The sequence below is a fragment of the Phenylobacterium sp. genome (assembly GCF_046290725.1).
Classification (GTDB): Bacteria; Pseudomonadota; Alphaproteobacteria; order Caulobacterales; family Caulobacteraceae; genus Phenylobacterium.
In genome coordinates, this window is the sequence record NZ_JBKBUH010000001.1 from 1054562 (window position 1) to 1079575 (window position 25014).

Genomic DNA, 25014 nt, shown 5'->3' on the forward strand with positions numbered 1-25014 from the left:
GCGCGTGGCCGAAGACTATTCGATGCCCAAGGGCGAGCTGATGAAGGGCAAGAAGGGCGTCATCACCGGGGTGGCCAACCACCAGTCGATCGCCTGGGGAATCGCCTCGCAGCTCGCCGCCCAGGGCGCGGAGATGAGCTTCCTGCATCTGCCGGGCATGGAGCGCCGGGTTCAGCCCCTGGCCGAGAGCCTCGGCGTGAAGGCGGTGATCGCGGCCGACGTGACCGACGAAGCCTCGATGGACGCCGCCTTCGAGGCGGTGGAGGCGGCGCACGGGACGCTCGACTTCTTCCTGCACTCCATCGCCTTCGCCAACAAGGACGAGCTGAAGGGCTCCTTCGTCGACAACACCACCCGCGAAGGCTTCCTCCGGGCGATGGAGATCTCCGCCTTCTCCTTCGTCGACTGCGCCCGGCGCGCGGCGAAGCTGATGCCGAACGGCGGCTCGATCGTCACCATGACCTATCTGGGCGCCGAGCGGGCGATCCCCAACTACAACACCATGGGCGTGGCCAAGGCGGCGCTGGAGGCGGCCGTGCGCTACGCCGCCCGCGATCTCGGCCCGCGCAGAATTCGGGTGAACGCCATCTCCGCCGGGGCGATGAAGACCCTGTCCCTGGCCGGCATCTCCGGCGGCCGCTCCATGCTCGCCCAGGGCCGGGCGCTCTCGGCCATGGGCGAGGACACCTCGATGGAGGGCGTCGCGGGTTGCGCGCTCTGGCTGATGTCGGACCTCGGCCTCTCCACCACCGGCGAGGTGGTGCATGTGGACGCCGGCTTCCACATCATGGGCCTGGGCTCGAGCGAGAGCGAGGGCTGAGAGACCACGGCCGGACCTAAGGCGCGTAGGCGCGCATCAGGCGGCGGGCGGCCTCGGCGGCGATGGCGTCGATCTCGGGCTCCGAGAGGGGCTGGGCGACGCCCAGGAGGCCGGCGAGCTGCCGGGCGCCGATCACCATGCTGGCGAAGAAGTCCGCGGCCTGGTCCGGATCGTCGATGGCCAGGCGGCCGGCCTCCGCCTCCAGGGCCAGAAACCGCGCCAGGCGGCGGCGCGAGGTCGCCGGGCCGGATTCGTGGAAGGCGCGGGCCAGGTCCGGCAGTTCGACGGCGCTCTGCACCGTCATGCGCAGCATGGCCACGCCGCGCGGCTTCAGCACCGCCTCGATCATCGCCCGGCCGAAGGCGGCCAGCGTCTCTTCCGGGCGCTCCTCGGCGCCGGGGATCAGGAGCGGCGCGGTGATCTCGTCCACCCGCCGCTCGACGATGGCCCGCATCAGCTCGGCCTTGGAGCCGTAGCGGTTGTAGATGGTCTGCTTGGAGACCCCGGCGCGACGGGCGATCTCCTCCACAGGGGCGGCCAGGCCGCGTTCGCCGAACACCTCGGCCGCGGCGTCGAGGATGGCCTCGGTCTTGGCGGGGTCGATCTGGCCGGCGATCCGGGGCATCAGCGGCGGCTCACCACGGGCAGCGGCTCGGGCCGCGGCGGATTGGCGAACAGGCCGAGCAGCCCTGCGGCGGCGCAGGCTGCGGCCAGGAAGAAGAAGCCGTCGCCGAAGCCCAGCACCGTGGCCTCGCGCCGCATCATCATGCCGAAGGCCTTGCGCGCTGCGCCCTCCGGATCGGCCACGCCGCGCTGCTGCATCAGGGCGGTGAGGCCGTCCAGCATCTCCTGGGCCTGCGGATTGGACATGCTGACGGCGGCCGCCATGTCGGCCAGATGCAGGGCGGACTGGTCGCTCATCAGCGTCGCCAGCAGCGCCATGCCCACCGCGCCGCCGACGTTGCGGATCAGGTTTATGAGGCCCGAGGCGTCCTTCATCTGGTTCTGGGGCAGGGTGGCCACGGCCAGTTGCGAGGAGGCGATCATGGCCAGCATCACGCCCACCCCCCGGAACGCCTGCAGCACGGCGAATTCCCAGAAGCCCCAGTCGGCGGTGACCCGTGCGCCGAGCCCGATGCCATAGGCGGCGAGACCGAAGCCAAGCACCAGCGGGATCCGCACGCCGACCGCGCGCACGATCCGCCCACCCACCGGCGCCATGGCGAACATCACCAGGCCCGAGACCAGCATGGTCGTGCCCACTTGGGCGGCGGTGTAGTGGAGCACCTGGCCGAGGAACAGCGGCAGGATGAAGGTGCCGCCGAACAGGCCCGCGCCCGAGACGAAGTTCATCATGGCGCCAAGGGCGAAGTTGCGGTCGGCGAAGGGCCTGAGCGAGACGATCGGCTGGCTGTAGGCGAGCTGCCGCCAGATGAAGACGACGCCCGAGACGAGCGCCGCGACCGTCAGCCAGAGGATCAGGTCGTCCTCGAACCAGCCTTCGCTCGATCCCTCCTCCAGCACGTACTGCATGGAGAGCAGGAAGAGGGTCATGGTCGCCAAGCCCCACCAGTCCACCCCCTTGGCAAGCGAAGGGTCGCCGGTGTCGAAGTCGCCGTAGCGGGCCACCAGGAACATCACCAGAAGGCCGGGCGCGATGTTGATGAAGAACAGCCAGCGCCAGCTCAGCGCCTCGGTCAGGTGCCCGCCGAGCGTCGGCCCGATGGTGGGGGCGAGGGTGACGACCAGGCCGAAGATGACGTTGGCCGTCACCCGGCGGTCGGGCGGGAACACAGTCATGGCCGTGGCGAAGCCCACCGGGATCAGGGCGCCGGCGGCCAGGCCCTGCAGCGCCCGGAACAGGATCATGGTCTCGATGGAGCCCGCCAGACCGGTGGCGATGGAGGTGACGATGAAGGCGGCGGTGGCCCACAGATAGACCGTCCGCGTGCTCCACATCTTGCAGAGGTAGGCGGCGAGCGGGATCGTCACCACCTCGGCCAGCAGGTAACTGGTCTGGACCCAGGTGATCTCGTCGGCGGTGGCGCCGATGCCCGCCTGGATCTGAGTCAGGGAAGCGGCGACGATCTGGATGTCCAGCACCGCCATGAACTGGCCCAGGATCATCCCGCCGAAACCCAGGAAGACCTTGGGCCAGTCGATCTCGCCCGTCGGCGTCAGGTGGCGCGGCGGCGGGACGTAGAGGGGCGGCGACGGGGCCTGGGCAGTCACGGCTCTTGGCGCGCCTGGCCCTGCTGCGCGTGGCGCCGCGGGGCCTGCGCCTCGGCGAAGGAAGGGCCGGTGTCGGCGGTGACGTCGACCTTCACCTTCACCGAAAGGCCGGGCCGAAGGGCGCCGGCCAGGGGCGAATCGGCGTCGACGGCGATCTTCACCGGCAGGCGCTGGGCGATCTTGGTGAAGTTGCCGACCGCGTTCTCCACCGGGATCAGGGCGAATTCCGAGCCCGTGGCCGGGGCGAAGCTCTCGATCCGACCCTTGATCTTCCGCTTGCCGAAGGCGTCGGCGGTGATGGTCACCGGCTGGCCGATGCGCAGGCGGGCGACCTGGGTCTCCTTGAAATTGGCCACCACATAGGCTTCGCCCAGCGGCACCACGCTCATCAGGGCGGAGCCGGGGCGGACGTACTGGCCGGGGCGCACCGAACGCGCGCCGACCACGCCCGAGGCGGGCGCGCGGATCTCCGTGCGGTCGAGGTCGATGCGGGCCTGCTCCACCGTGGCGAGCGCGGCTTGCGCCTGGGCCAGCGTCTGGGCGCGGGTCGAGCCCAGGGATTCGGCGGCGCGGCGTTCGGCTTCCAGGCCGGCGCGGGCCTCGGCGACCCCGGCGCTGGCCTGGGTGGCGGCCGCGCGTGCGGTCTGGGCGCGTTGGGGCGAGACCCAGCCTTGGGTCGCGAGGTGGCCGTAGCGCTCCAGTTCGGCGGCGGCCAAGTCGGCCTGGGCCGAAGCGCTGGCCAGCCCCGCCGCCTTCTGGGCGATCATCGCCTGTTCCAGCCTCGCGCGGTCGTCGACGCCCCGGACGGCGGCTTGCAGCGCCTGGGCGTTGGCCTCCGCCTGGGCCAGCCTCGCGCGGAAGGGGGCGGGGTCGATCCGCGCCACCACCTGGCCGGCGGTGACGGGGCTGTTGTCCTCCACCAGCACCTCGGCGATGTAGCCGTCGACCTGCGGGGCCACAGTCACCTTGTCGGCTTGGACGAAGGCGTTGTCGGTCCCCTCGTGCCTCTGCTTGTCGATCCACCAGAACCCCCCGCCGACGGCGAGGGCCAGCACGACCACGGCCGCCGCCGCCAGAGGGACGAAATTCTTCGGAAGCGTCATGGCGCCGGCTCGACAGGAAATGAGCGAAAAGAATGGCGGCAGGATTTCAGTCCCTCCGGGCGGCCGCAAGCGAAAAATGGACGCATCCGTCCAATCTACCGCCGCCGCGAGTTTGCAGATGACGGGCGCGGCCTTTCCCCGGCATATGGCCGCCATGGCCCAGACCCTGGACGCAGACGTGATCATCGCCGGCGCAGGCCTCGCCGGCGCGACCCTGGCGCTCGCCTTGAAGCAGGGGGGCCTCGCCCCCGTTCTGATCGATCCGATCCCCTTCGACGACCAGCTGGCCGAGAGCTTCGACGGCCGCGCCTCGGCGCTGGCCTTCGCCTCGTTCCGCCAGTGGCGGGCGCTGGGCCTCGCCGCCGACATCGAACCGCACGCCCAGCCGATCGAACAGATCCTGGTGACGGACGGCCGCTCGCCCGGCGCCTCGGCGGGGCGGCCGGGCCCCTTCTACCTGCGCTTCGATTCCGCTGAGATCGCCGACCGTTCCGACGGCGAGCCCCTGGGCTACATGCTGGAGAACCGGAGCGCCCGCGTCGCCCTCGCCCGGGCGGTCTCCGCCGCCGAGATTCCGGTCCTGGCGCCGGCGCGTGTCTCGGACGTGGCCTTCGGCACCCGCGAGGCGACCGTTTCGCTGGAGGACGGGCGGCGCCTGTCGGCGCCCCTGGTGGTGGGCGCCGAGGGCCGCGGTTCGGCGGTGCGACGGGCGGCCGGGATCGACACGATCGGCTGGGACTACGGCCAGGCGGGGGTGGTGGCCACGGTGCGCCTGGCCCGCAGCCACGAGGGCGTGGCGCACGAATACTTCCTACCGGGCGGGCCGTTCGCCATCCTGCCCCTGACCGACGACCGGGCCAGCCTGGTCTGGACCGAGCCCAAGGCGCGCGCCGCGGCCTTGAAGGCGGCGCGGCCGGAAGTGTTCCACGCCCACCTGCAGCGGCGGTTCGGCGAGCTTCTGGGCGAGGCGCGCCTGGAGGGCGCGGTCTTCACCTATCCCCTGTCGCTGCAGATCGCCGAGCGGATGACCGCCCCGCGGACGGCCCTGCTGGGCGACGCCGCCCACGGGATCCATCCCATCGCAGGCCAGGGGCTGAACCTGGGCCTGAAGGGCGCTGCGGCGCTGGCCGAGGTGCTGGTGGACGCCGCGCGCCTGGGCGAGCACATCGGCTCGGAGGCGGTGCTGGAGCGCTACGCCCGCTGGCGCAGCTTCGACACTGTGATGCTGGCGGCGGCGACGGATGTGTTCAACCGCCTGTTCTCCAACGACAATCCGCTGCTGCGCCTGGCGCGCGGGGCGGGGCTTGCGGCGGTCAACCGCATCGGCCCGGCCCGCCGCTTCTTCATGCACGACGCCGGCGGTGCGACTGGCGACCTGCCTCGCCTGCTGCGCGGCGAGGCGCTCTAAGCTTCGAGCTCGCGGGCCTCTTCGGGCAGCATGATGGGCACGCCGTCCCGGATCGGATAGGCGAGCTTGGCGCTGCGCGAGACGAGCTCGCCGGCCTCGCGGTCGTATTCCAAGGGGCCGTGGGTGACCGGGCAGACCAGCACCTCCAGCAGGCGGGGATCGACCTCGGCGGACGGGGCGACGGGAACGGCGGTCTCGCTCATGGCCGTCCTCTACTGCATCGACTGCGGTTCGTCATCGCCGTCGCCCATGGCGTCGATCTCGAGCAGGGCCGTCAGCGCCTCGCAGCGGCAGGTCATGTCGGGCGCCTCGAGCAGCGCCTGTTTCTCGGCCGGGTCGAAGGGCAGCCCCATGGCCAGGCTGGTGACCAGGATGTCGAGCGGCGCGGACTCGGCCGTCTCCCAGTCGATGTCCAGCTCCCGCCGATTCAGATAGCGCTTCAGGGCCTGGGCGAAGCGCCGGCGGTCGAACTCGCTGGACGCTTCCGGACCGTCGGTCAGGTCGTCCGCATAAGGGCCGTAGTCGGCCCGCACCTGGCGATAAGGCGTGCGCACCGGCAATTCCTCGCCGACATTGAAGCGGCACACGCCGGTCAGCGTGATGAGATAGCGGCCGTCGGACGTCTCGGAAAAGGCCGTGATGCGGCCCATGCACCCGACGCCGGCGAGGTTCGGCCGCACCCGGTCGCCGCCGGGCTTGGTCTGAACCATGCCGACGATCCGGTCGCCGGCCATGGCGTCGTCGATCATGTTCAGATAGCGCGGCTCGAAGATCTGCAGGGGCAGCTCGCCGCCCGGCAGCAGCAGGGCGCCGTCGAGCGGAAAGACCGGGATCACCTGGGGCAGGTCGCCGATGCGCCGGTAGGCGGCCATGTCGCGCCCTCCCTCAAGAGAACAGGATCGAGGACAGCCGCCGCCGGCCGGACCGCGCGATGTCCGAACCCGCGCCGGCCGCCTCGAAGATGGTCAGCAGCTGCTTGCGGGCGGCCTCGTCGTTCCAGGCCCGGTCGCGTTCGATGATGGTCAGCAGGTGGTCGGCCGCCTCCTGCCAGCGGCCGCGGCCGGCGAGGGCCTTGGCGATCTCGTAGCGCGCTTCGTGATCGTCGGGATCGCGAGCCAGACGTTCCTCGTAGGCGCGGACCTCCGAGGGGGCCTCTTCGGCCAGGGCGAGCGCGGCCCGCACCGAGTCCAGGTCCGGGTCCTTGGCGTCGGGCGGCGCCATGGCGGCGATCTCGGCGGCCCGCTCGGCGTCGCCGCCGGCCAGATAGGCGCGGGCGAGGCCGCCCAGGGCCTTCACGTTCTGCGGATCCTCGCGCAGCACCTGGGCGAAGGCCTGGGCCGCCCCGCCCACGTCGCCGAGCTCCAGGGACTCCCTGCCCATGGCCAGGAGGTCGTCCACGGCGTCGGCCGGCGCCTGGGCGGCCAGGCGGTCGACGAACTGCTTCACCTGGCTCTCGGGCAGGGCGCCCATGAAGCCGTCCACCGGCCGGCCGCCGACGAAGGCGAAGACGGCGGGGATCGACTGCACGCGCAACTGGCCGGCGAACTGCGGGTTCTTGTCGATGTCGATCTTGACCAGCTTCACCTTGCCCTTGGCGGCGGTCACGGCGCGCTCAAGGGCCGGGCCCAGCTGGCGGCAGGGGCCGCACCAGGTGGCCCAGAAGTCGACGATCACCGGCGTGTCGCGCGAGGCTTCGATGACGTCGGCCGCGAAGCTGGCGTCGGTCCCATCCTTGATCAGGTCGCCGGCGGACTTGGCCTGGGTTTCGCCGATCAGGGTCATGGCGGTCCTTCCCGTCTTGCGTCGTGGTCTCTGGTCCGGGGCTAACGCGCCCAGCGGCTAAAATGGTCCCATGCGGGCCAGGCTTCAACGGATCATGCGCGTTCCACCACCTGCATGGCGGCGAAGTCGACCACCAGGGGCTCGATCCCCAGCGCGGCCAGGAACCTTCCGAAGCCTTCGGCCGGAACGCCGGTGGTGGCAGTGTTCTCCAGCGGATGGAAATTGACCCGCTCGGCCTCGGCCAGCCGGCGGTCCAGCACGAACGTGCAGCGCCGTTCGGCGTCGTTGATCAGGGCGAAGGCGGTCACCGAACCCGGCGTGACGCCCAGCACCTCGGCCATCAGCTCGGCCGAGCCGAAGGAGAGCCTTGCCGAGCCGATCACATGATGCAGGCGCTTCAGGTCGATGACCGTGCGGTCCTCCGCCGAAATCAGCCAGATCCGACCCTTGGCGTCCTTCAGGAACAGGTTCTTGGTGTGGGCGCCGGGGATATGGTCCTTGATCCCCTCGCCCTCGCCGACGCGGAACACCGCCGGGTGCTCGTAGGTCGCGTGCTCGATCCCGTGGGCGTCGAAGAAGGCGAACAGGTCGGCGCGGGTCTTCATAGGGCTTCAATAGGGGCGGGCGCGCGGCTAGAGCAATGGGATCAGTCGGAGGAAACCCATGGAGCTCGAGTGCTATCCCACCGCCCAGCAGCCGCCGGAAATCGTGCCGGGGCGGCCGCAGCGCGCCTGGATGGACCGCTTCGCCGAACGCCACCCCTATCGCTGCCTCCCGCTCTCCATGGCCAACACCACCGGCTGGGAGATTCTCTGCCCCATGGCCTTCACGGCCGAGTGGAACGGCGGGATCAATCAGGCCGATATCGTGCTTACGCCGGACCGGCCGCATCCCGATTTCCATAACTTCGTGAAGTCGCACTTCAGCCACGGCGTGCTGACCTTCCACCCCGGCTATCTGTTCCGCACGCCGCCGGGCTGGTCGATGATGTGCCAGGGGCCGCCGAACCATATCAAGGACGGCATCCAGCCCCTGGCGGGTCTGGTGGAGACCGACTGGCTGCCGTTTCCCTTCACCATGAACTGGGTCTTCACGCGGCCCGGCAAGGTGCGGTTCGAGAAGGGCGAGCCCTTCTGCTTCATCACCCTCATGCAGGACAAGCAGCTCGCCCAGTTCCAGCCGACGATCCGGCCGATGGACCGCAATCCGGAGCTTCGCGACCAGTACGACACCTGGGAACGGCACCGTGCGGAGTTCAACAAGCGGATCTTCCGCGCCGACCCCGACGCCACCAAGGAGGCCTGGCAGCGCTACTACTTCAAAGGGGAATTCCCGGAGGAGACCGGCGCAGCGCCTAAGGACCACGTCAATAAGCGCCGCCTGAAGACGCCTCGCTTCGGGGGTTGAGCCGGCGCGGCGAAAAGAACCGGCGGGGGCGGCTTGCAATCGGCGGAGCCCTCTGCCATAAGCCCGCTCTCTCGAATTTCGGGCGGCCGGGTTCCGGCGGGTCCGAGGAGCGCGGGCGTAGCTCAGGGGTAGAGCACAACCTTGCCAAGGTTGGGGTCGGGCGTTCGAATCGCCTCGCCCGCTCCATTTCGGGAAACGGCAGGGCCGGGTGAGCGATCGCCCGGCCCTTCGTCGTTTTGGCGCATTTTCCACAACCGAAATCAGGCTCGGGCATTATCCCCTCGCGGCGGAGCTTGGGCGGCGAAGAGAGGCGATGGGACTTGGCGAGAACGGCGGACGAGACGGCGGCGGCCCTGGCCGCCACGGGGGTGCTGGACGACGCCGCGGAGCCTGCCCTCGATGACATCGCGCGAATTGCGGGCCTCGCCTGCCGCGCCGACGGCGCCCTGATCGGATTCGCCGCTGGAGGCCGCCATTGGGCCAAGGCCGCCTGGCGCATGGACGAAGGCGCCCGCGACGCCCTGCTGGCGGCCTGTGAACAGGCCGTCGCCGATGGCCCGCTGATGGTGTGGGCCGGGCCGGGCCGTCATCCAGCCTTTCTGGCGGCCGCGCGCGTGGACCTCGACGGGACGCCGGTGGGCGCTGTCTGCGTCGCCGCCGCCGAGGCGCGCGCCGACGGTCTGACGCCGGAACAGGCTGAAACCTTGCAGGCGCTGGCCCGACAGGTCGCCGCTCAGCTCGACCTGCGCCGCACGGCCGCGGCCTTGAGGGCGGAAGAACAGAAGTTCCGCGTGATCGCCGACACCATGCCCCAGATGGTCTGGTCGACGACGCCCGACGGCCTGCACGACTACTACAACGCCCGCTGGTACGAGTTCACGGGGGCGCCGGCGGGTTCCACGGACGGGGAAGGCTGGAACGCGATGTTCCATCCCGAGGACCAGGATCGCGCCTGGGAGGCATGGCGTCGATGCCTGGCTACGGGAGAACCCTACGAAATCGAGTACCGCCTGCGCCGGCACGACGGGGTCTATCGCTGGACCCTGGGGCGCGCCCTGCCGCTGCGCGACGCACAGGGGCGGATCCGGCGTTGGTTCGGCACCTGCACCGACATCGACGACGCCAAGCGGCTGCTTGAGGAGCGAGAACTGGTCAGCCAGGAGCTGTCGCACCGGATCAAGAACATCTTTTCGGTCATCTCGGGCCTGATCTCCATCTCGGCCAGGCGGGCGCCGCACGCCAAGGCCTACGCCGACGCCCTGCGCGAACGGGTCATGGCCCTCGGCCGCGCCCACGACTTCGTGCGGCCCCATTCGGAACGCTCCCGCCGCGACCCCGGGCCGGCGACGGTTTTCGCCATGCTCGGGGAGCTGTTCGCACCCTATGGCGCAGAAGGGGCGCCGCGGATCGTGCTCAGGGGCGAAGACGCGCGGATCGACGACCGGGCCGCCACGCCGCTGGCGCTGATCTTCCACGAACTGGCCACCAACGCGGCCAAGTATGGCGCGCTCACGCAGCCAGAGGGACGGGTCGAACTGGTCGGCCATCTCAAGGACGAGGCCTATGAGCTCGTCTGGCGCGAGGTCGGCGGGCCACCCGTTCTCCATCCCCCTTCCACGGAAGGCTTTGGCGCGACGCTGTCTCGTGTGAGCGCCGAGGGTCAGCTGGGCGGCGAAATGCGGCGCGACTGGCGGCCCGAAGGCCTGGTGGCCGAACTGCGGGTCCCGACCGCGTCCCTGACTCGCCAGAGTCGGGTCAGCCGTTCCGAATAGCGCGCCTTCCGATCAGGCGAACAACCGCATGCTGCGCGGCGGGGCCGGCAGGGCGGGGCTGTGCGGCGCGAGCCGCCTCATCGCCGCATACGAGACCGCGCCAGCCACCGCCTGACGAGAGGCGGGCTTGGGCAACACGCCCACAGCGCCCGGCACGCCCGCTTCCATCAGGCCGGCGTTGGCGGTGACGAACACCACGGCGACGTCGGCCTCGTTGGCCAGCCGCTCACCCAACTCGATACCGGTTTCCCCGTCGCGAAGATTGATGTCGACCAGAGCCACGTCGATTTCCGTAGAGGCGAGCCGGAGGGCCGTCGCGCTGTCCGGCGCGATTCCCACCACCTCGAACCCATGCTCGGTCAGGGTTTCCTCAAGCTCCATGGCCACGAGGATCTCGTCCTCGACGATCAGCACGCGCATGTGCCGGCTTTCTCATATCCTTGATTTCTGTAATGAGCTTCAATGCTTCTGGGCGCGCCGGGTTCCGGCAGCCGAGCCTTGTCCTCGGCGTCGGCTGGGACTATAGCGGCCAGGTTTCCGCCGCCTATCGGACGCCATGCAAGCCTTCGTCGCCACCGCCGGCCTCGCCTCCACGCCCAAATCGGCGTGCGTGGCCGCCTGCGCGTCGATGACCATGGCGACCATTATCACCACCCCCTTCCAGGGAACGGGGCGAACGCGCGCGACCTGACAAGCCGCCGGCGGATCGCAAGATCAGGAACCCCGCTCCCGAACAGGCAGCGGGGTTTTTTGTTGCGCGCGCCGCCGGTCCTTCCGACCCGACCAGAGGACCAGCACCATGCCATCGCCCCTTTCCCGACCTTCACCCTCATCGTCGTCGCCCGAGGGCGCCGGCGCGGCCGTCCGCGGCTTCGTCGCCGCCCTGTCGGCCAAGTCCCTGATCGAGCGCACCGCCCGGCTGGAGGTGGTGCTGGGCGGCGACGGCGCGTTCGAGACCCTGGTGGCGGTGGAGCGAGCCCTGGCCTGGCCGGCGGGCTTGCCCAGCCGGGAACTGGTCTGGGCCTCGGCGCCCGGCGCTCTGCGGCTGGCCGCCTTCGACCGCGCCGGCCGGCTGCTGCTGAAACGCACCTACGGGCCGGACCATGGCTGAGGCGGCGCGGCGCATCTTCCTGGTCGAGGCGGACCCTGGCGGGGACGTCCTGCTGCGCGTGCTTCAGGCCGCCCAGGTTCAGGGGGCGCGGGTCGTGGGGCTTGAGATGACGGCCGCGACCGGGGCCGCCATCCGCATGGAGACCGCCGGCCTCGAGCCGCGCCGCGCCGAACGTCTGGCGGCGCGGCTGCGGAGCCTGCCCGCCGTGCGCAGCGTCGGGCTCGGCTGGAGGGTCGGGGAATAGGTCTCAGGCGCCCGGGCGCACCACCCGCGGGCCGATATTGTCGATCACCGCCCGGGCGTCGAAGGCGCGCGGATCGTCGGCCGGCTTGGTCCCCCGCCGCATCAGGATCTCGGCGCTGGCCTCGTAGCGGTCGACCGTGCGCACGTCGACGCGGTCGGCCCAGAAGGGGTCGCCCCAATAGGGATCCCAGGTGCGCCAGCCATAGGCCGGGCCGTAATAGCGCCAAGAGGGCCGCCAATAGGCGTAGCTGGGGCCGTACCAAGGCCGGTAGAAGGGATCGCGCTCCACATAGGTGCGGCGGTCGCGCTCGACCTCGCGCTCGACGACGGAGAACCAGTCGTAGCCCTGCTGAACGGTCAACTCGGCGGCGCGATAGAGCAGATAGGCCTCCACCGTCTCCCGCGAGGTCAGGCTGTTGCCGGAGAAGGTGACGCGGAAGCGGTTGGTCTCGATCTGCTGGTCCGAATAGCCGCCGGAGACGGCCTGGCCGGGGATGTTCGGCTGATAGGGGGTAGCGGTCGCGCAGGCGCTCAGCAGGCCGGCGAGGGCCAGGCTGGCGGCGAGGGCGACGGATTTCGGTTTCATGGTTGCTGACCTGGATTCGGCCCCGCGGGGCCGTTGCCTGTTTTTAGGGCTAACACATGGGCCGAATTGTGGTTGCGCTTGCCCCGCACCTTGGTCGCCGGACAGGGCGATGGGGTCAAGGCTGGAGAGCAGGCGCCGGCGGAGCAGATCGGTCCGTAAGCCGGCGCCGCAGAAAAGCTGCGAACGCCCTGAGGTAATTCCCATTGCCTCGGGTGGAAAGCTCTGCGAGGTGCGTCGGCTCGAACTGGAGGGGCCATGGGTCCGGATTTCTGGCTTTTCGCCGGGGTCGGCTTTGCGGCCCAGCTCGTCGATGGGGCGCTGGGCATGGCCTATGGCGTCGTCTCGACGACGGTGCTGCTGGCCAGCGGGGTGACGCCGGCGGCGGCTTCGGCCAGCGTCCATGCAGCCAAGGTGTTCACCGGGGCGGCCTCGGCCGCGTCGCACGTGGCGCACCGCAATGTCGACGGCCGGCTCCTGCTGCTGCTGTCGGCGGGCGGCGTCGCGGGCGGGGTGGCCGGAACCTATCTGCTGACCTCCGTCGACGGGGCGAAGATCAAGCCGTACGTGGTCGCGTGGCTGGGCCTGATGGGGCTGGTGATCCTCTATCGCGCCTGGAAGGGCGTGCGGCCCCGGCCCTTCTCCTGGAAGTCGCCCGCGCCCCTGGGTCTGGCCGGCGGGTTCTTCGACGCCGTCGGCGGCGGCGGCTGGGGGCCGGTGGTCACCTCCACCCTGCTGGGCTCCGGAGCCGACCCGCGCAAGGCCATCGGCACCACCAACGCCGCCGAAGCGTTCGTCGCGGCCGCCGTCTCGGCGGCGTTCCTGAGCGCGCTCGTCACCGGCCACTGGAAGACCGAGGGCCTGGACGAGCACCTGTGGTCGGTGCTGGGCCTGATCTGCGGCGGCCTCGTGGCCGCGCCGGTCGCCGGCTGGATGACCAAGGTGCTGCCCTTGCGCCTTCTGACCTGGATCGTCGGCCTGGTGGTGACCGGCCTGGCCGCCTGGCAGGCCGTGCTGCTCGTCCTTTAGGCTCCGACGACCGCCAGCACCCAAACCGCCCGGCCCAAGGCCCCGAACAGCAGCACCGCCGCAGCCAGGGCTTGGATCATAAAGCCCAGCTCGCGCTTTGACGGGTCGGCGACGTAGCCCGTGGCGTAAAGGATGCGGCCGACGATCCAGACCACGCCCATGGCGGCGGCGAACAGGTCGTTCCAGTAGAGGGCGAACAGCCAGAGCGGGACCAGGAACAGCGGCAGCCATTCGAGGGTGTTCGCCTGGACCCGGATGTGTCGCTCGAGGATCGGGTCGCCCGTCATGGCCGGGGCGGCGATCCCGCTCTTGGCCCTCGCGCGGCCGACGCGGGCGATTGTCCAGACATAGACCAGAAGCGCGGCGACGGTGACCAGCGCCACATAGGCGTGGGATTGCATGCGGATTCCCCCAAGAGCTCCGGCGGATCGCCTCCGCCTGTGGTGAAGCTTGGACCGGATATGCAGGAAAGGGAACAACCCTCCCGCCTCCGCGCGTTCAAGGGCCGGAGCGAAACACGGAAGGAGACCCGCCGATGCAGGTCGAATCCAGCGCGATCCGCGACATCCGCTACGATGAAGGCCGCGCCAAGCTCTACGTCACCTTCGTGGACGGCGACGAGTACGTCTATGTGGGCGTTCCCGGAGAGGTCTGCCGCAGCTTCCTGGACGCGGATTCCAAGGGGCGGTTCTTCGCCTACGAAATCCGCGACCAGTACCCGTATAACAAGCTGGAAGCTTAGCCTTTCGCCCGCTTGTCGCGGTTGGCGGCCACCCGCAGGCGCAGGGCGTTGAGCTTGATGAAGCCCGCCGCGTCGCGGTGGTCGTAGGCGACCTTGCCCTCTTCGAAGGTGACCAGGTCCTGGTCATAGAGCGAATAGGGGCTGGTGCGGCCGATCACGGTCACGTTGCCCTTGTAGAGCTTCACCCGCACCTGGCCGGTGACATAGGCCTGTGACTGGTCGATCGCGGCTTGCAGCATCTCGCGCTCGGGGCTGAACCAGAAGCCGTTGTAGATCAAGCCGGCGTACTTCGGCATCAGCTCGTCCTTCAGGTGCATGGACCCGCGGTCGAGGGTGATGGATTCGATGCCCCGATGGGCGGCCAGCAGGATGGTCCCGCCGGGCGTCTCGTAGACGCCGCGGGACTTCATGCCGACGAAGCGGTTCTCCACCAGATCCAGCCGGCCGATCCCGTTGTCGTGGCCGAGTTGGTTCAGCCTGGTCAGCAAGGCCGCCGGCGACAGCCGCTCGCCGTCGATGGCGACCGGATCGCCCTTCTCGAAGTCCATGGTGAAGACGGTCGGCTGGTCCGGCGCGTCCTCGGGCGAGATCGTGCGCATGTGCACGAACTCGGGCGCCTCGACCGCAGGGTCTTCCAGAACCTTACCCTCGGAGGAGGAGTGCAGCAGGTTGGCGTCGACGCTGAAGGGCGCCTCGCCGCGCTTGTCCTTGGTGATCTGGATCTGGTGCTTCTCGGCGAAGTCCAGCAGGGCCTCGCGGCTCTTGAAGTCCCATTCGCGCCAGGGGGCGATCACGTGGATGTCGGGCTCCAGGGCGTAGTAGCCGAGCTCGAAGCGGACCTGGTCGTTGCCCTTGCCGGTGGCGCCGTGGCTGACGGCGTCGGCGCCGGTCGCCCGCGCGATCTCGATCTGGCGCTTGGCGATCAGGGGCCGGGCGATGGAGGTGCCCAGCAGGTACTGGCCCTCATAGACCGTATTGGCCCGGAACATCGGGAAGACGAAGTCGCGGACGAACTCCTCGCGCAGGTCCTCGATGAAGATGTTCTCGGGCTTCACCCCGGCGGCCAGAGCCTTGGCCCGCGCCGGCTCGATCTCCTCGCCCTGGCCGAGGTCGGCGGTGAAGGTGACCACCTCGGCGCCGTACTCCGTCTGCAGCCACTTCAGGATGATCGAGGTGTCCAGCCCGCCGGAATAGGCGAGGACGACTTTCTTGATCTGCGGCTTGGCCATGGCGGTGGAGGTCTTTCGGGAAGGAGGGTGGTGAAGCTCGCGGGCCTTTAAGGGCGCCGGGCCTGTCGGTTCAAGCGGAGTCTAGCGGTCGAGCTTGCCTTCGGCTTCGAGGACGTCGAGCGCGCCCCTCAGCCATTGCAGGTGGAGGAGCGCCAGTATGGCCGCGAGGGTAGCGCGCAGGCCGAAGAAGATGACGTCGTGGACGGCGTCGGACCCGGCGCGGTGGCCCCACAGGAAGGCGAGGCCGATGGCGAAGGCGCAGAGCACCGGCAGGGGCAGGGCGAGGTTCCGCCGCACCCGCCAGGCCGGGGCCGGATGCAGGCGCAGAGGCACCCTCGTATCGGCGGACATCCGCCGCCAGGCCATGCGCGAGGTCGAGGCCATGATCGAAAGCGCCAGGATCCACAGCACGTCGGCGGCGATGGAGAGCAGGGTCATCTAAACCGTCACCTGAGCGCCCATCTCCACCACCCGCCCAGGCGGGATATGGTAGAAGTCGGTGGGGTTGGCGGCGTTCTTCATCAGGAAGATGAACAGCTTGTCCTGCCAGAGCGGCATGCCCGACTGGGCCGCCGGCACCACCGAGCGCCTCCCTAAGAAGAAGCTGGTGGCCATGATGTCGAACTTCAGGCCGAGCTTGCGGCAAAGGCCCAGCGCCTTGGGCACGTTGGGGCTCTCCATGAAGCCGTAGGAGATCAGCACCTTCTTGAAGTCGTCGTTCACCGGCTCGATGCGGACGCGGTCCTCCTCCTTCACCCGCGGCGTCTCGGCGGTGACCACGGTCAGGATCACGTTCTTCTCGTGCAACACCTTGTTGTGCTTGAGATTGTGCATCAGGGCGACCGGCGCGATGTCGGGATCGGAGGTCAGGAAGATGGCGGTTCCAGAAGCCCGGTGCGGCGGCCGCGCCTTCAGAATCTCGGTCAGTTCCGTCAGGGGCACGGAATCGCGCCGCGTCTTGTCGGTGAGAATCCGGGTCCCGCGGTTCCAGGTCCACATGATGAGGACAAGGCCCGTGCCCAGCACGAGCGGAAACCAGGCGCCCTGCGGAATCTTCAGCAGGTTGGCGCCGACGAAGACCAGGTCGATCACGCCGAACGCCCCGGCCGCCCCGAGCGCCTGCCACAGCGGCCGTTTCCACATGAAGCGGACGATCACGAAGAACAGCAGGGTGTCGACCAGCATGGCGCCGGTCACCGCGATCCCATAGGCGGCCGCCAGGTTCGAGGAATTGCGGAACATCACCAGCAGGGCCAGCACGCCGATCAGCAGGAACATGTTGACCTGCGGCACGAAGATCTGACCGGCGACCGTCTCGCTGGTGCGGCGGATGTCGATGCGCGGCAGGAGGCCCAGCTGAACCGCCTGCTGGGTGACGGAAAAGGCCCCGCTGATCACCGCCTGGCTCGCGATGATGGTCGCCGTCAAGGTCAACAGCAGCACCGGCCAATAGGCGAATTCCGGGATCATCCGGTAGTAGGGGTTCTCCTGGGCCGAAGGGTCCATGATCACCAGCGCGCCCTGGCCCAGGTAGTTCAGCATCAGGCAGGGGAAGACCAGGCCGAACCAGGCGGTGCGGATCGGGCCTTTGCCGAAGTGGCCCATGTCGGCGTAGAGCGCCTCGGCCCCGGTCACCACCAGGAAGACGCTGCCCAGGATGGCGAAGCCCAGCCAGCCGTTGTTGAGCAGCAGGGCGATCCCGTAGTGCGGGCTGAAGCCGCGCAGCACCGACGGCTCCTGCACCACATAGTTCAGCCCCAGCACGGCCAGGGTGACGAACCAGACCGCCGTGATCGGGCCGAAAAAGCGGCCGACGCTGGCCGTGCCGCGCGATTGCACCATGAACAGGGCGATCAGGATGCCGGCGGCGATGGGCAGGACGAAGGGTTCGAACAGGTGACCGATGCCGGGCGCGTCCTTCAGGCCCTCGGCGGCCGAGAGCACCGAGACGGCGGGCGTGATGATCCCGTCGCCGTAGAACAGGGCCGCGCCGCAGACCCCCAGGATGAAGACGAAGGTCGAGCGCCGACCCAGCGAGCGTTGGGCCAGCGCCATCAGGGCCAGAGTGCCGCCCTCGCCCTTGTTGTCGGCCCGCATCATGAAGCCGACGTACTTGACCGTGACGATCAGGATCAGGGCCCAGAAGACCAGGGAGATGACCCCCAGCACCGCCAGTTCGGAGGCGCCGCCGCGGGTGTGGTCCAGGGCTTCCCGCATGGCGTAGAGCGGGCTCGTGCCGATGTCGCCGAACACGACCCCCACCGAGCCGAGCGCCAGCGCCCAGAAGCCTTCCTTCTTGTGCGTGGAGTGATGGGACTCCTCCGCCGCGCTGGGCGCGGCGCCGGCCGGATCAGCCATCCAGAATCTCCGGGAACGCGGGGAGTGGTTCCCTTCGGCGGCCCCATGCCGTCATGCGGCGGGCGCGATACACCCATTCCGGCCCAGGTTCAACCGCCGCCGGGCGCGGCGCTGTGACGCCCGCCGGTCCTGTTTACGGCGACGGCGCTTGACCTGCCTTCTGCTTGCGCCACCTTCGACGGTTCGAGACGGGGCGCTTCGCATGGACCGGAAACTGGCTTTGGTGACGGGGGCTTCGGCGGGAATCGGGGCGGCCTTCGCACGCATCTACGCCAGCCACGGCTACGATGTGGCCCTGACCGCCCGCCGGTCCGACCGGCTCGACCGCCTGGCCGAGGAGATCCGCCTGCGCTTCGGCGTCGAGACCCTGACCGTCCAGGCGGACCTGACGGAAGCGGGGGCTCCGGAGGTCATCCTGGATCGGCTGGCCGCCCACGGCCGGGTGGTGGACGCGCTGGTCAACAACGCCGGCTACGGCGTGCCGGGCGCCTATGGCGAGAGCCCCTGGGAGACTCACGCGGCCTTCCTGCAGGTGAGGCTGACGGCGCCGAGCGAGCTCGCCCATCGGGTGCTGCCGGGCATGGCCGAGCGGCGTTTCGGCCGGATCGTCAATGTGGCCTCGCTTGCGGGCCTGATCCCCGGCTCGCCGGGGGCGACGCTCTACGGCGCGACCAAGAGCTATCTGGTGCGCTTCTCCCAGAGCCTGCACCTGGAGAACCTGGCCCACGGCGTGCACGTCACCGCGCTTTGCCCGGGCTTCACCTATTCGGAGTTCCACGACGTCAACAGCACGCGCGAGCAGATCAGCCGCGCCGCGCCGGCGTGGATGTGGATGGGGGCCGACGAGGTGGCCGCCGCCGGCTACGAGGCGGCCGAGGCCAATCGCCCGGTGTGCGTGCCCGGCGCGCCCAACAAGGCCATCGCGGCCGTGGCCAAGCTCCTGCCGGACGAATGGGCCCTGGCGCTGATGGCCTGGCAGGGGCCGAAGTTCCGCGGAAACGGTGTGATCGGGCCTTACTGCGCGTAAGGCGCGGCGGCCTCGCGCAGAATCACGCCCGCGGTGGACTCCGCGATCCCCGCCAGGATGAACTGCACCGCCAGAGCGCAGAGGATCAGGCCCAGCACCCGCACCACGATGGTCAGGCCGATCTTGCCCAGTATGCGGGTGATCAGCGGGGTGGCCCAGAAGCAGAGCATGGTGGCCACGGCGATGGCCGCGATCACCCCGACACCCACGGCCGCTCCGGCCAGGCCGAAGCGCTTGGCCTCATTGGCGTAGATCACGACCGAGGAGATCGCGCCCGGCCCGATCAGCAGCGGCATGGCGAAGGGCACGATCATCCGCTCGAAGCGCCGCCGGGCATACTGCCGCCCTTCGCCCGGTGCGGTCTCCCCGGCGGCGTCGGCGAAGGCGGCGGTGAAGTCGTCTCGGGCCATTTCCAGCCCCAGCAGGAACAGGATCACCCCGCCGGCGATCCGGAAGGCCGGCAGCGAGATTCCAAAGAAGGCCAGCAGCGACAGGCCTGAAAAGTAGAAGAAGGTCAGGAAGCCCAGGATGAAGAGGGCGATGTAGAGCGCGATGCGGCGGCTGTCCTTGACCATCACCCCGCTGGTGGCCGCGGCGAACAGCGGCACGTTGCCCACCGGGTCGATCAGGGCGAACAGGGCGACGAAGAAGTTGACCGCGAAGTCCCACTGGCTCATGACGGGCTCTTAGCCCAATTCGCCAGCACGCCTAAGCCCCCGCGGGGGGTCTCGGCCTGCGCCTGCCCGACGAGAACGCCATGGCCCTCGACCTCGCCGTCCGCTGCGATCCCCGCCTGATCGTGCCGTTGGACTTCCCCACCGTCGCCGACGCCCGCCGCGCGGTGGGGGCGCTGGACGATGCGGTGGCCTTCTACAAGGTGGGCTTAGAGCTCTTCGCCACCGGCGAGGGCATGGACCTGGCGCGGGAGCTGAAGGCCAAGGGCAAGCAGGTCTTCCTGGACTGGAAGCTGCACGACATCGGCACCACCGTGCAGCGCAGCGCCGCGGTCCTGGCCGATTCCGGCTGCGACTTCCTGACCGTCCACGCCGAGCCCCAGGTGCTGGAGGCCGCCGTGCGCGGCCGTGGGCGCTCGAACCTGAAGATCCTGGGCGTGACGGTCCTGACCAGCCTGACCGACGCCGACCTCCTGGAGATGGGCTTTTCCGAAACCGCCCGGTCGCTGGTGGAGCGGCGAATCCACCACGCCATGGCCGCCGGCGCCGACGGGGTGATCGCCAGCCCGCACGAGGCGGCCCTGGCGAGGTCCATCGGCGGCGAAGGCTTCCTGGTGGTGACGCCCGGCGTGCGTCCGGACTGGTCGGCCAGGAACGATCAGGCCCGTGCGGCGACGCCCGCCGAGGCGCTGAAGGCCGGGGCCAGCCATATCGTCTGCGGCCGGCCGATCACCGCGGCGAACGACCCGCGCGAGGCGGCCCTGCGGATCGCCGCGGAGATGGCGGGGGCCTGAGGGCCGCTACTTCTTGCCGCCGCCGTGATGCTTGCCGCCCTTGTGGCCGCCGAAGCGGATCGAGGTGCGGGACGAGGCGAAGGCCGCCGCCGAGGCCGAGGCCGAAGCATGGGCTCCAGCGAAGGCCATGCCATAGCCGCCGCCTCCGCCGTAGATCACCCCGCCCTCGGGATAGGGTCCGACGCCGCCATAATCGTAGAAGAAGCTCCCCGGCAGGACGAGTTCGCCGCCTGCGCAGCCGCAGGGCGTCGGCCGAGAGCCGCGGCAGGGCGAGGCGCAGGGATAGCCGTAGAACTGGGCGGCGTCGCCATAGGTCGGCAGGGAATAGCCGATGGGTCGGGCCAGCCGATAATAGCGGTCTCCGGTCGCGCCGTAGCGATCGCCATAGGCTTCGCGCCGATCATAGCGGCTGTCGTATTCGCGGCGATGCTCGTAGCGCTCGCCGGCGCCATAGGCCGGACCGCGGGGATCGCCGTACTCGTAACGATAGCCCCGTTCATAGCCGCCGGGCGCGCGCGGATGCCCGCGCTCGTACGCGTCGTCGCGCCAGCCGTCGTGGGGCTGGGCGCCGGCGGCGCCCGCGCAAACCAGGGCCGCGCAGAAGGCCAGGATCGTCGTCTTCAGCATCGCCGCCTCTTCGGAAAGGGTCGGCGAAGACTAGGTCGCCCGCCGCTCGCCTGCGAGGCCTTGCGCCTGGCAGGCGAACCTCGATCCCCTAGAAGTCGACGGCGATCCCCTTGCGCTCCCAGTCGCCGTAGCGGGTCGGTTCGGGGCCGCGGGGGCCGCCCTGTTCGGCCGCGCGCTCGGCTTCTGCAGCCTCGGCGCGGCGCGCCTCGGCCTCGGCCAGCGCGCGCTGGGCGGCAGGGGTCAGGACCTTCTCGGCAGGCGGTCGGGGCGTATCGGGATCGGACATGGCTGCAAGTTGGGGATCGGGCGGTCGGATCGCCACCCTTGCCTCGCGCGCTGGAAAGGGGCAACCCGCGCCGGTGAACGAGACCCAAGAGATCGGCCTGCCCGCCCGCCGCGCGGCCCTGGACGTCATGACGGCCGCGCTTGCACGCCGCAATGGCCTGGACGAGGCCCTGGCGCGACCGGCTTTCGGCGCCTTGCCGCCGCGCGATCGCGCCTTCGCCATGGCGCTGGCCCTGGGGACCCTGCGCCGCCTGGGCGCCATCGACCGGGCGCTGGACGCACGTCTGGCGAAGCCGCCGCCGGAGGCGGTGCGCGACATCCTGAGGCTTGGCGCCGCCCAGGCCTTCGTCCTGCAGACCCCGCCCCATGCGGCCGTGGGGACCAGCGTCGACCTGGCCGCCGCCAACCCGGCGACGCGGCCCTTCAAGGGGTTGGTCAACGCCGTGCTGCGGGGCCTGCTGCGCGAACCGCCGGACCTGGACGACCCGGAGGCCCTCTGCCCACCCTGGCTCTACGCCCGCTGGCGGGCCGCCTTCGGCGAGGAGGCCGCTCGCGCCGTCGCCGCCGTCATCCCCGAAGAGCCGCCTGTCGACCTGACCTTCAAGACGCCCGCCGAGGCGGAACGGCTTGTTCCGGAGCTGGAGGGCGAGGTCCTGCCTGGCGGGACCGTGCGCACCCGCCGTAAGGGCGAGCTCTCGGCCTGGCCGGGCTATGGCGAGGGCGTCTGGTGGGTGCAGGACGCCAGCGCCGCAGTCCCGGCGCGCCTGCTGGACGTTCGGCCAGGGGAGGCGGCGCTCGACCTCTGCGCCGCGCCGGGCGGCAAGACCCTGCAGCTTGCGGCGGCAGGCGCTCAGGTGACGGCGGTGGACCGTTCGGCGGCCCGCCTGCGCAGGCTTTCGGAAAACCTCGCCCGCACCGGGCTTTCGGCCGAAGTGGTGGTCGCCGACGTCAGCGACTGGGACGATGCGCGCCGCTTCGACGCCGTGCTGCTGGACGCGCCCTGCAGCGCCACCGGCACCTTCCGCCGCCAGCCCGACGTGCTCTGGGCGGCGCGGCCGGGCGACATCGCCGCCCTGGCCGGGGTCCAGGCCCGGCTGCTGGATTCGGCGGCGGCGCGCACCCGGCCCGGCGGCCGGCTGGTCTACTGCGTCTGTTCCCTGGAGCCGGAGGAGGGCGAGGCCCAGGCCGAGGCCTTCCTCGCCCGCCACCCCGACTTCGCGCTTGCGCCGATCGCGGCCGGGGAGGGCGGCGCGCCCGAGGCGTCCCTGCGGCCCGACGGGACGCTGCGCCTCCTGCCCCATCAGCGGGCCGGCGGCCAGGACGGCTTCTATGTGGCGCGGTTTCGGCGGTCGGGGTGACGAATTGGCGGTTGGCGCGACGGGCGGCCTTGGTTAAGTCGGGGCCATGACCGCGCCCCCGATCATCGCCCCGTCCATCCTGGCGTCCGACTTCGCCAAGCTGGGCGAGGAGGTGCGCGCCATCGAGGCCGCCGGCGCCGACTGGGTGCATGTGGACGTGATGGACGGCCACTTCGTGCCCAACATCACCCTGGGTCCCGACATCGTGAAGGCCCTGCGGCCGCACGCGAAGATCCCCTTCGACGTGCATCTGATGATCGCGCCGGCCGACCCCTACCTGGAAGCCTTCCGCGCGGCCGGGGCCGACATCATCAGCGTGCATCCGGAGAGCGGGCCGCACCTGAACCGCACGCTCAAGCGCATCCGCGAACTGGGCGCCAAGGCTGGGGTGGTGTTCAACCCCTCCACCGACCCCAGCGTCATCCAGTGGATGATGGACGAGATCGACCTGATCCTGGTGATGTCGATCAATCCCGGCTTCGGCGGCCAGAAGTTCATGCATTCGCAGCTGAAGAAGATCGAGCGCCTGCGGCGGATGATCGACGAGTCCGGGTGCGACATCCATCTGGAGGTCGACGGGGGCGTGACGGCCGAGACCGCCCCGCTCTGCATCGCTGCCGGGGCCACCGCCCTGGTCGCCGGCACGGCGGTGTTCCGCGGCGGGCCGTCCGCCTATGCCGACAACATCCGCGCCTTGAAGGGCGGCTAGGCCCGTGGCCGGCGGACCTCCGGCCAGCGTCCATGCGCGGGCCCTCGTCCAGGGCGTCCGCCGCCTCGTCGCCCACGAATGGGCGGGCAATCCCTTGCACCGCGCGCTGCTGGCCCATCCCAAGCCCGAAGGCCTGGCGGCTGCGCCCAAGGACCCCCGCCCGGCCGACGCCGAGGCCGGCGCCCGGATCCTCGCCGGACGGTTCGCCTTCGCCGGTTCGGTGCTGGAGACCGGGGTCGGCGGCGACCCCTGGGACCGCCCAAGCCCGAGCCGCCGGTTCGCCGCGACCCTGCACCGGTTCGAGTGGATGCGCGACCTCGTGGCCGCCGGCGAGGCGGGCGAGCGGGAGGGCCTGCGCCTGACTCTCGAATGGCGGCGCCTGTTCGGCCGCTGGAACGCCTTTTCCTGGAGCCCCGAGGTGCTGGAGCGGCGGGTCTTCAACCTGGCCTGCGCCGCGCGCCCGATCTGCGCCCGGGCCTCCGATGCGGAAGTCGCCCAGATCTCCCTGGACCTGGCCCGCCAGGCCCGTCACCTCTTGTCCGGCATCGACGGGCCGGTGCGGGCGGCCGAGCGCGCCGCCGTCGCGGCCTTGGCCGGAACCGTGCTGGGCGGCGCGGCCGGCCAGAAGCTGATCGACAAGGCCCTCGCGCGACTCACCCGCGCGCTCGCCGCGACCGTAGCGCCGGACGGGGGCCACGCCTCGCGCTCGCCCCGGGCGGCTCTGGAGCTGCTCTTCGATCTGCAGGCCCTGGACGAGGCGCTGGTCCAGCGCGGGATCGCCGCGCCGGAGGAGATGACCCGGGCGCTCGACCGGTTGGCGGGGGCGGTGCGGTTCTTCACCCTCGCCGACGGCGCCCTGCCGGAGCTGAACGGCGGCGAGGCCGGCGGGCCGGCCTATGTGGCCGCAGCCAGGGCGAGCGAGGACCGCACCGCCCGTCCGCCCACCAGCCGCAACGGCTATGAGCGCCTGGACGGCAAGCGGCTGCATGTCTTCGCCGACGCCGCCGCCCCGCCGCCGGGGGCGTGGAGCGTGACCGCCTGCGCCCAGCCGATGGCCCTCGAGGTGCTGGCCGGGTGCCAGCGGATGATCGTCGCCAGCGGCTGGTCGCCGGAGGCGGCCGGCCCCGAGGCGCTGCGCCTGGCGGATGCGGCGTCCACCGCCACCCTGGGCGACCAGCCCTGCGGCGAACCTCTGCGCGGGGTGCTGGCCAAGGCCTTGGGTCCCCGGCTCGTCGGCGCGCCGGAGGCCGTGGAGGCCCGCCGGCACGAGGCGGAAAGCGCCCTGTGGTTGGAGCTCGCCCATCACGGCTGGGTCAAGCGGTTCCACTTGCGCCACGAACGGCGGCTGTTCCTGGACCTGGCCCTGGACGAACTGCGCGGCGAGGACCGCTTCACGCCGGTGGGCGAGGCGAAGGACGGCCGTCGCTTCATTCCCTACGCCATCCGCTTCCACATCCATCCCGACGTGCGGGTCAGCCTGGCGCGGGACGGCAAGAGCGTGCTCCTGCGGCCGGCCGACGACGAGGCGGGGTGGCGGCTGCGCAGCGACGCGCCTGACGCGGCCATCGAGACCTCGGTCTATTTCCACGACGGCCAACCCCGCCGTAGCCAGCAGGTGGTGCTGCGCGGCCAGGCGCGGATCGACGGCGGCGCCCGCATCCGCTGGAAGCTCGCCGCCGCGGAGGCTTGGCCGCCGGCGCATTGACGAAGCGCGCCTGCGG

General features: G+C 70.6%; 30 protein-coding genes and 1 tRNA gene. 15 read left to right on the forward strand and 16 right to left on the reverse strand.

Annotation, left to right across the window (positions count from 1 at the left end; all coding sequences use genetic code 11):
- Positions 1-4 precede the first annotated feature (4 nt).
- Positions 5-820: an enoyl-ACP reductase gene (locus ACK41C_RS05580; RefSeq protein WP_409651317.1), complete on the forward strand. Its 816-nt coding sequence runs from the start codon at positions 5-7 to the stop codon at positions 818-820.
- Positions 821-836: 16 nt separating this feature from the next.
- Here ACK41C_RS05580 and ACK41C_RS05585 read toward each other — a convergent pair whose 3' ends face one another.
- The 3 genes from ACK41C_RS05585 to ACK41C_RS05595 are packed head-to-tail and all read right to left on the reverse strand — an operon-like array spanning position 837 to position 4155.
- Positions 837-1445: a TetR/AcrR family transcriptional regulator gene (locus tag ACK41C_RS05585; protein WP_409651319.1), complete on the reverse strand. Its 609-nt coding sequence runs from the start codon at positions 1443-1445 to the stop codon at positions 837-839.
- Complete coding sequence (locus tag ACK41C_RS05590) at positions 1445-3052, reverse strand: DHA2 family efflux MFS transporter permease subunit (RefSeq protein WP_409651321.1); 1608 nt, start codon at positions 3050-3052, stop codon at positions 1445-1447. Before ACK41C_RS05590 ends, ACK41C_RS05585 begins: the two co-directional genes overlap by 1 nt.
- Positions 3049-4155 (reverse strand): HlyD family secretion protein, encoded by a 1107-nt coding sequence (locus ACK41C_RS05595; RefSeq protein WP_409651322.1) that lies wholly within the window; start codon positions 4153-4155, stop codon positions 3049-3051. Before ACK41C_RS05595 ends, ACK41C_RS05590 begins: the two co-directional genes overlap by 4 nt.
- Positions 4156-4273: 118 nt before the next feature.
- Between ACK41C_RS05595 and ACK41C_RS05600 the strand changes: the two genes are divergently transcribed.
- Positions 4274-5563 (forward strand): UbiH/UbiF/VisC/COQ6 family ubiquinone biosynthesis hydroxylase, encoded by a 1290-nt coding sequence (locus ACK41C_RS05600; protein WP_409651324.1) that lies wholly within the window; start codon positions 4274-4276, stop codon positions 5561-5563.
- Here the strand turns inward: ACK41C_RS05600 and ACK41C_RS05605 are convergent.
- The 4 genes from ACK41C_RS05605 to ACK41C_RS05620 all read right to left on the reverse strand — a co-directional run bounded on the left by ACK41C_RS05605 (position 5560) and on the right by ACK41C_RS05620 (position 7950).
- Positions 5560-5766 carry a Trm112 family protein gene (locus tag ACK41C_RS05605; RefSeq protein WP_409651326.1) on the reverse strand — a complete coding sequence of 69 codons (207 nt, stop codon included), beginning with the start codon at positions 5764-5766 and terminating at the stop codon, positions 5560-5562. The two genes, ACK41C_RS05600 and ACK41C_RS05605, sit on opposite strands and share 4 nt — an antisense overlap.
- A gap of 9 nt (positions 5767-5775) precedes the next feature.
- Positions 5776-6435, reverse strand: coding sequence for an LON peptidase substrate-binding domain-containing protein (locus ACK41C_RS05610; protein WP_409651328.1), 660 nt, complete (start codon positions 6433-6435; stop codon positions 5776-5778).
- Between the two features lie 13 nt (positions 6436-6448).
- Positions 6449-7345 carry a tetratricopeptide repeat protein gene (locus ACK41C_RS05615; RefSeq protein WP_409651330.1) on the reverse strand — a complete coding sequence of 299 codons (897 nt, stop codon included), beginning with the start codon at positions 7343-7345 and terminating at the stop codon, positions 6449-6451.
- 92 nt (positions 7346-7437) lie between these two features.
- Positions 7438-7950 carry a prolyl-tRNA synthetase associated domain-containing protein gene (locus ACK41C_RS05620; RefSeq protein ID WP_409651332.1) on the reverse strand — a complete coding sequence of 171 codons (513 nt, stop codon included), beginning with the start codon at positions 7948-7950 and terminating at the stop codon, positions 7438-7440.
- 58 nt (positions 7951-8008) lie between these two features.
- On the opposite strand from ACK41C_RS05620, the gene ACK41C_RS05625 reads away from it, so the two are divergent.
- From ACK41C_RS05625 to ACK41C_RS05635, 3 genes are all read left to right on the forward strand, one after another.
- Entirely contained in the window at positions 8009-8752 is a 744-nt protein-coding gene (locus ACK41C_RS05625) for a DUF6065 family protein (protein ID WP_409651334.1), read from the forward strand.
- Between the two features lie 111 nt (positions 8753-8863).
- Positions 8864-8938: transfer RNA gene (locus ACK41C_RS05630), tRNA-Gly, on the forward strand.
- Positions 8939-9072: 134 nt separating this feature from the next.
- On the forward strand, positions 9073-10524 hold the full coding sequence (locus ACK41C_RS05635; protein ID WP_409651336.1) for a sensor histidine kinase: 1452 nt from the start codon (positions 9073-9075) through the stop codon (positions 10522-10524).
- A gap of 12 nt (positions 10525-10536) precedes the next feature.
- Here the strand turns inward: ACK41C_RS05635 and ACK41C_RS05640 are convergent, their stop codons facing one another.
- Positions 10537-10944, reverse strand: coding sequence for a response regulator (locus ACK41C_RS05640; protein WP_409651338.1), 408 nt, complete (start codon positions 10942-10944; stop codon positions 10537-10539).
- A 136-nt stretch (positions 10945-11080) separates the two neighbouring features.
- Here ACK41C_RS05640 and ACK41C_RS05645 point away from each other — a divergent pair, with 136 nt between their 5' ends.
- The 3 genes from ACK41C_RS05645 (at position 11081) to ACK41C_RS05655 (ending at position 11879) form a co-directional block, all read left to right on the forward strand.
- Complete coding sequence (locus tag ACK41C_RS05645) at positions 11081-11215, forward strand: hypothetical protein (RefSeq protein ID WP_409651340.1); 135 nt, start codon at positions 11081-11083, stop codon at positions 11213-11215.
- Between the two features lie 108 nt (positions 11216-11323).
- Positions 11324-11635, forward strand: a complete 312-nt coding sequence (locus ACK41C_RS05650) for a hypothetical protein (protein ID WP_409651342.1) — start codon at positions 11324-11326, stop codon at positions 11633-11635.
- Positions 11628-11879: a hypothetical protein gene (locus ACK41C_RS05655; RefSeq protein ID WP_409651344.1), complete on the forward strand. Its 252-nt coding sequence runs from the start codon at positions 11628-11630 to the stop codon at positions 11877-11879. Before ACK41C_RS05650 ends, ACK41C_RS05655 begins: the two co-directional genes overlap by 8 nt.
- A 3-nt stretch (positions 11880-11882) precedes the next feature.
- On the opposite strand, the gene ACK41C_RS05660 is transcribed toward ACK41C_RS05655, so the two are convergent.
- Positions 11883-12464, reverse strand: a complete 582-nt coding sequence (locus ACK41C_RS05660) for a CC0125/CC1285 family lipoprotein (RefSeq protein WP_409651346.1) — start codon at positions 12462-12464, stop codon at positions 11883-11885.
- A 255-nt stretch (positions 12465-12719) separates the two neighbouring features.
- Here ACK41C_RS05660 and ACK41C_RS05665 point away from each other — a divergent pair, with 255 nt between their 5' ends.
- Entirely contained in the window at positions 12720-13490 is a 771-nt protein-coding gene (locus ACK41C_RS05665; RefSeq protein ID WP_409651348.1) for a sulfite exporter TauE/SafE family protein, read from the forward strand.
- On the opposite strand, the gene ACK41C_RS05670 is transcribed toward ACK41C_RS05665, so the two are convergent.
- On the reverse strand, positions 13487-13891 hold the full coding sequence (locus tag ACK41C_RS05670; protein ID WP_409651350.1) for an MAPEG family protein: 405 nt from the start codon (positions 13889-13891) through the stop codon (positions 13487-13489). The genes ACK41C_RS05665 and ACK41C_RS05670 overlap by 4 nt on opposite strands.
- A 134-nt stretch (positions 13892-14025) precedes the next feature.
- Between ACK41C_RS05670 and ACK41C_RS05675 the strand changes: the two genes are divergently transcribed.
- Positions 14026-14232, forward strand: coding sequence for a KTSC domain-containing protein (locus tag ACK41C_RS05675; protein WP_409651352.1), 207 nt, complete (start codon positions 14026-14028; stop codon positions 14230-14232).
- Here ACK41C_RS05675 and ACK41C_RS05680 read toward each other — a convergent pair.
- The 3 genes from ACK41C_RS05680 to ACK41C_RS05690 all read right to left on the reverse strand — a co-directional run bounded on the left by ACK41C_RS05680 (position 14229) and on the right by ACK41C_RS05690 (position 17819).
- Complete coding sequence (locus ACK41C_RS05680) at positions 14229-15461, reverse strand: argininosuccinate synthase (RefSeq protein ID WP_409651355.1); 1233 nt, start codon at positions 15459-15461, stop codon at positions 14229-14231. The genes ACK41C_RS05675 and ACK41C_RS05680 overlap by 4 nt on opposite strands.
- Before the next feature lie 81 nt (positions 15462-15542).
- Complete coding sequence (locus ACK41C_RS05685) at positions 15543-15899, reverse strand: hypothetical protein (protein WP_409651357.1); 357 nt, start codon at positions 15897-15899, stop codon at positions 15543-15545.
- Complete coding sequence (locus tag ACK41C_RS05690; RefSeq protein WP_409651360.1) at positions 15900-17819, reverse strand: potassium transporter Kup; 1920 nt, start codon at positions 17817-17819, stop codon at positions 15900-15902.
- Between the two features lie 202 nt (positions 17820-18021).
- On the opposite strand from ACK41C_RS05690, the gene ACK41C_RS05695 reads away from it, so the two are divergent.
- Positions 18022-18846 (forward strand): SDR family NAD(P)-dependent oxidoreductase, encoded by an 825-nt coding sequence (locus tag ACK41C_RS05695; RefSeq protein ID WP_409651362.1) that lies wholly within the window; start codon positions 18022-18024, stop codon positions 18844-18846.
- Here the strand turns inward: ACK41C_RS05695 and ACK41C_RS05700 are convergent.
- Positions 18834-19523 carry a MarC family protein gene (locus tag ACK41C_RS05700; RefSeq protein ID WP_409651365.1) on the reverse strand — a complete coding sequence of 230 codons (690 nt, stop codon included), beginning with the start codon at positions 19521-19523 and terminating at the stop codon, positions 18834-18836. The genes ACK41C_RS05695 and ACK41C_RS05700 overlap by 13 nt on opposite strands.
- An 80-nt stretch (positions 19524-19603) precedes the next feature.
- Here ACK41C_RS05700 and pyrF point away from each other — a divergent pair, with 80 nt between their 5' ends.
- Entirely contained in the window at positions 19604-20314 is a 711-nt protein-coding gene (gene pyrF / locus ACK41C_RS05705) for an orotidine-5'-phosphate decarboxylase (protein ID WP_409651368.1), read from the forward strand.
- Positions 20315-20320: 6 nt separating this feature from the next.
- On the opposite strand, the gene ACK41C_RS05710 is transcribed toward pyrF, so the two are convergent.
- Both ACK41C_RS05710 and ACK41C_RS05715 read right to left on the reverse strand, forming a co-directional pair.
- Complete coding sequence (locus ACK41C_RS05710; RefSeq protein ID WP_409651369.1) at positions 20321-20941, reverse strand: hypothetical protein; 621 nt, start codon at positions 20939-20941, stop codon at positions 20321-20323.
- Positions 20942-21029: 88 nt separating this feature from the next.
- The gene (locus ACK41C_RS05715; RefSeq protein WP_409653926.1) at positions 21030-21227 is read right to left on the reverse strand and encodes a DUF1674 domain-containing protein; all 198 of its coding nucleotides are present in this window, start codon (positions 21225-21227) and stop codon (positions 21030-21032) included.
- 73 nt (positions 21228-21300) lie between these two features.
- Here ACK41C_RS05715 and ACK41C_RS05720 point away from each other — a divergent pair, with 73 nt between their 5' ends.
- The 3 genes from ACK41C_RS05720 to ACK41C_RS05730 are packed head-to-tail and all read left to right on the forward strand — an operon-like array spanning position 21301 to position 24998.
- Positions 21301-22584 carry an RsmB/NOP family class I SAM-dependent RNA methyltransferase gene (locus ACK41C_RS05720; protein WP_409651372.1) on the forward strand — a complete coding sequence of 428 codons (1284 nt, stop codon included), beginning with the start codon at positions 21301-21303 and terminating at the stop codon, positions 22582-22584.
- A 46-nt stretch (positions 22585-22630) separates the two neighbouring features.
- Complete coding sequence (rpe, locus tag ACK41C_RS05725) at positions 22631-23293, forward strand: ribulose-phosphate 3-epimerase (protein WP_409651374.1); 663 nt, start codon at positions 22631-22633, stop codon at positions 23291-23293.
- 4 nt (positions 23294-23297) lie between these two features.
- Positions 23298-24998: a heparinase II/III family protein gene (locus ACK41C_RS05730; protein WP_409651376.1), complete on the forward strand. Its 1701-nt coding sequence runs from the start codon at positions 23298-23300 to the stop codon at positions 24996-24998.
- Positions 24999-25014 lie beyond the last annotated feature (16 nt).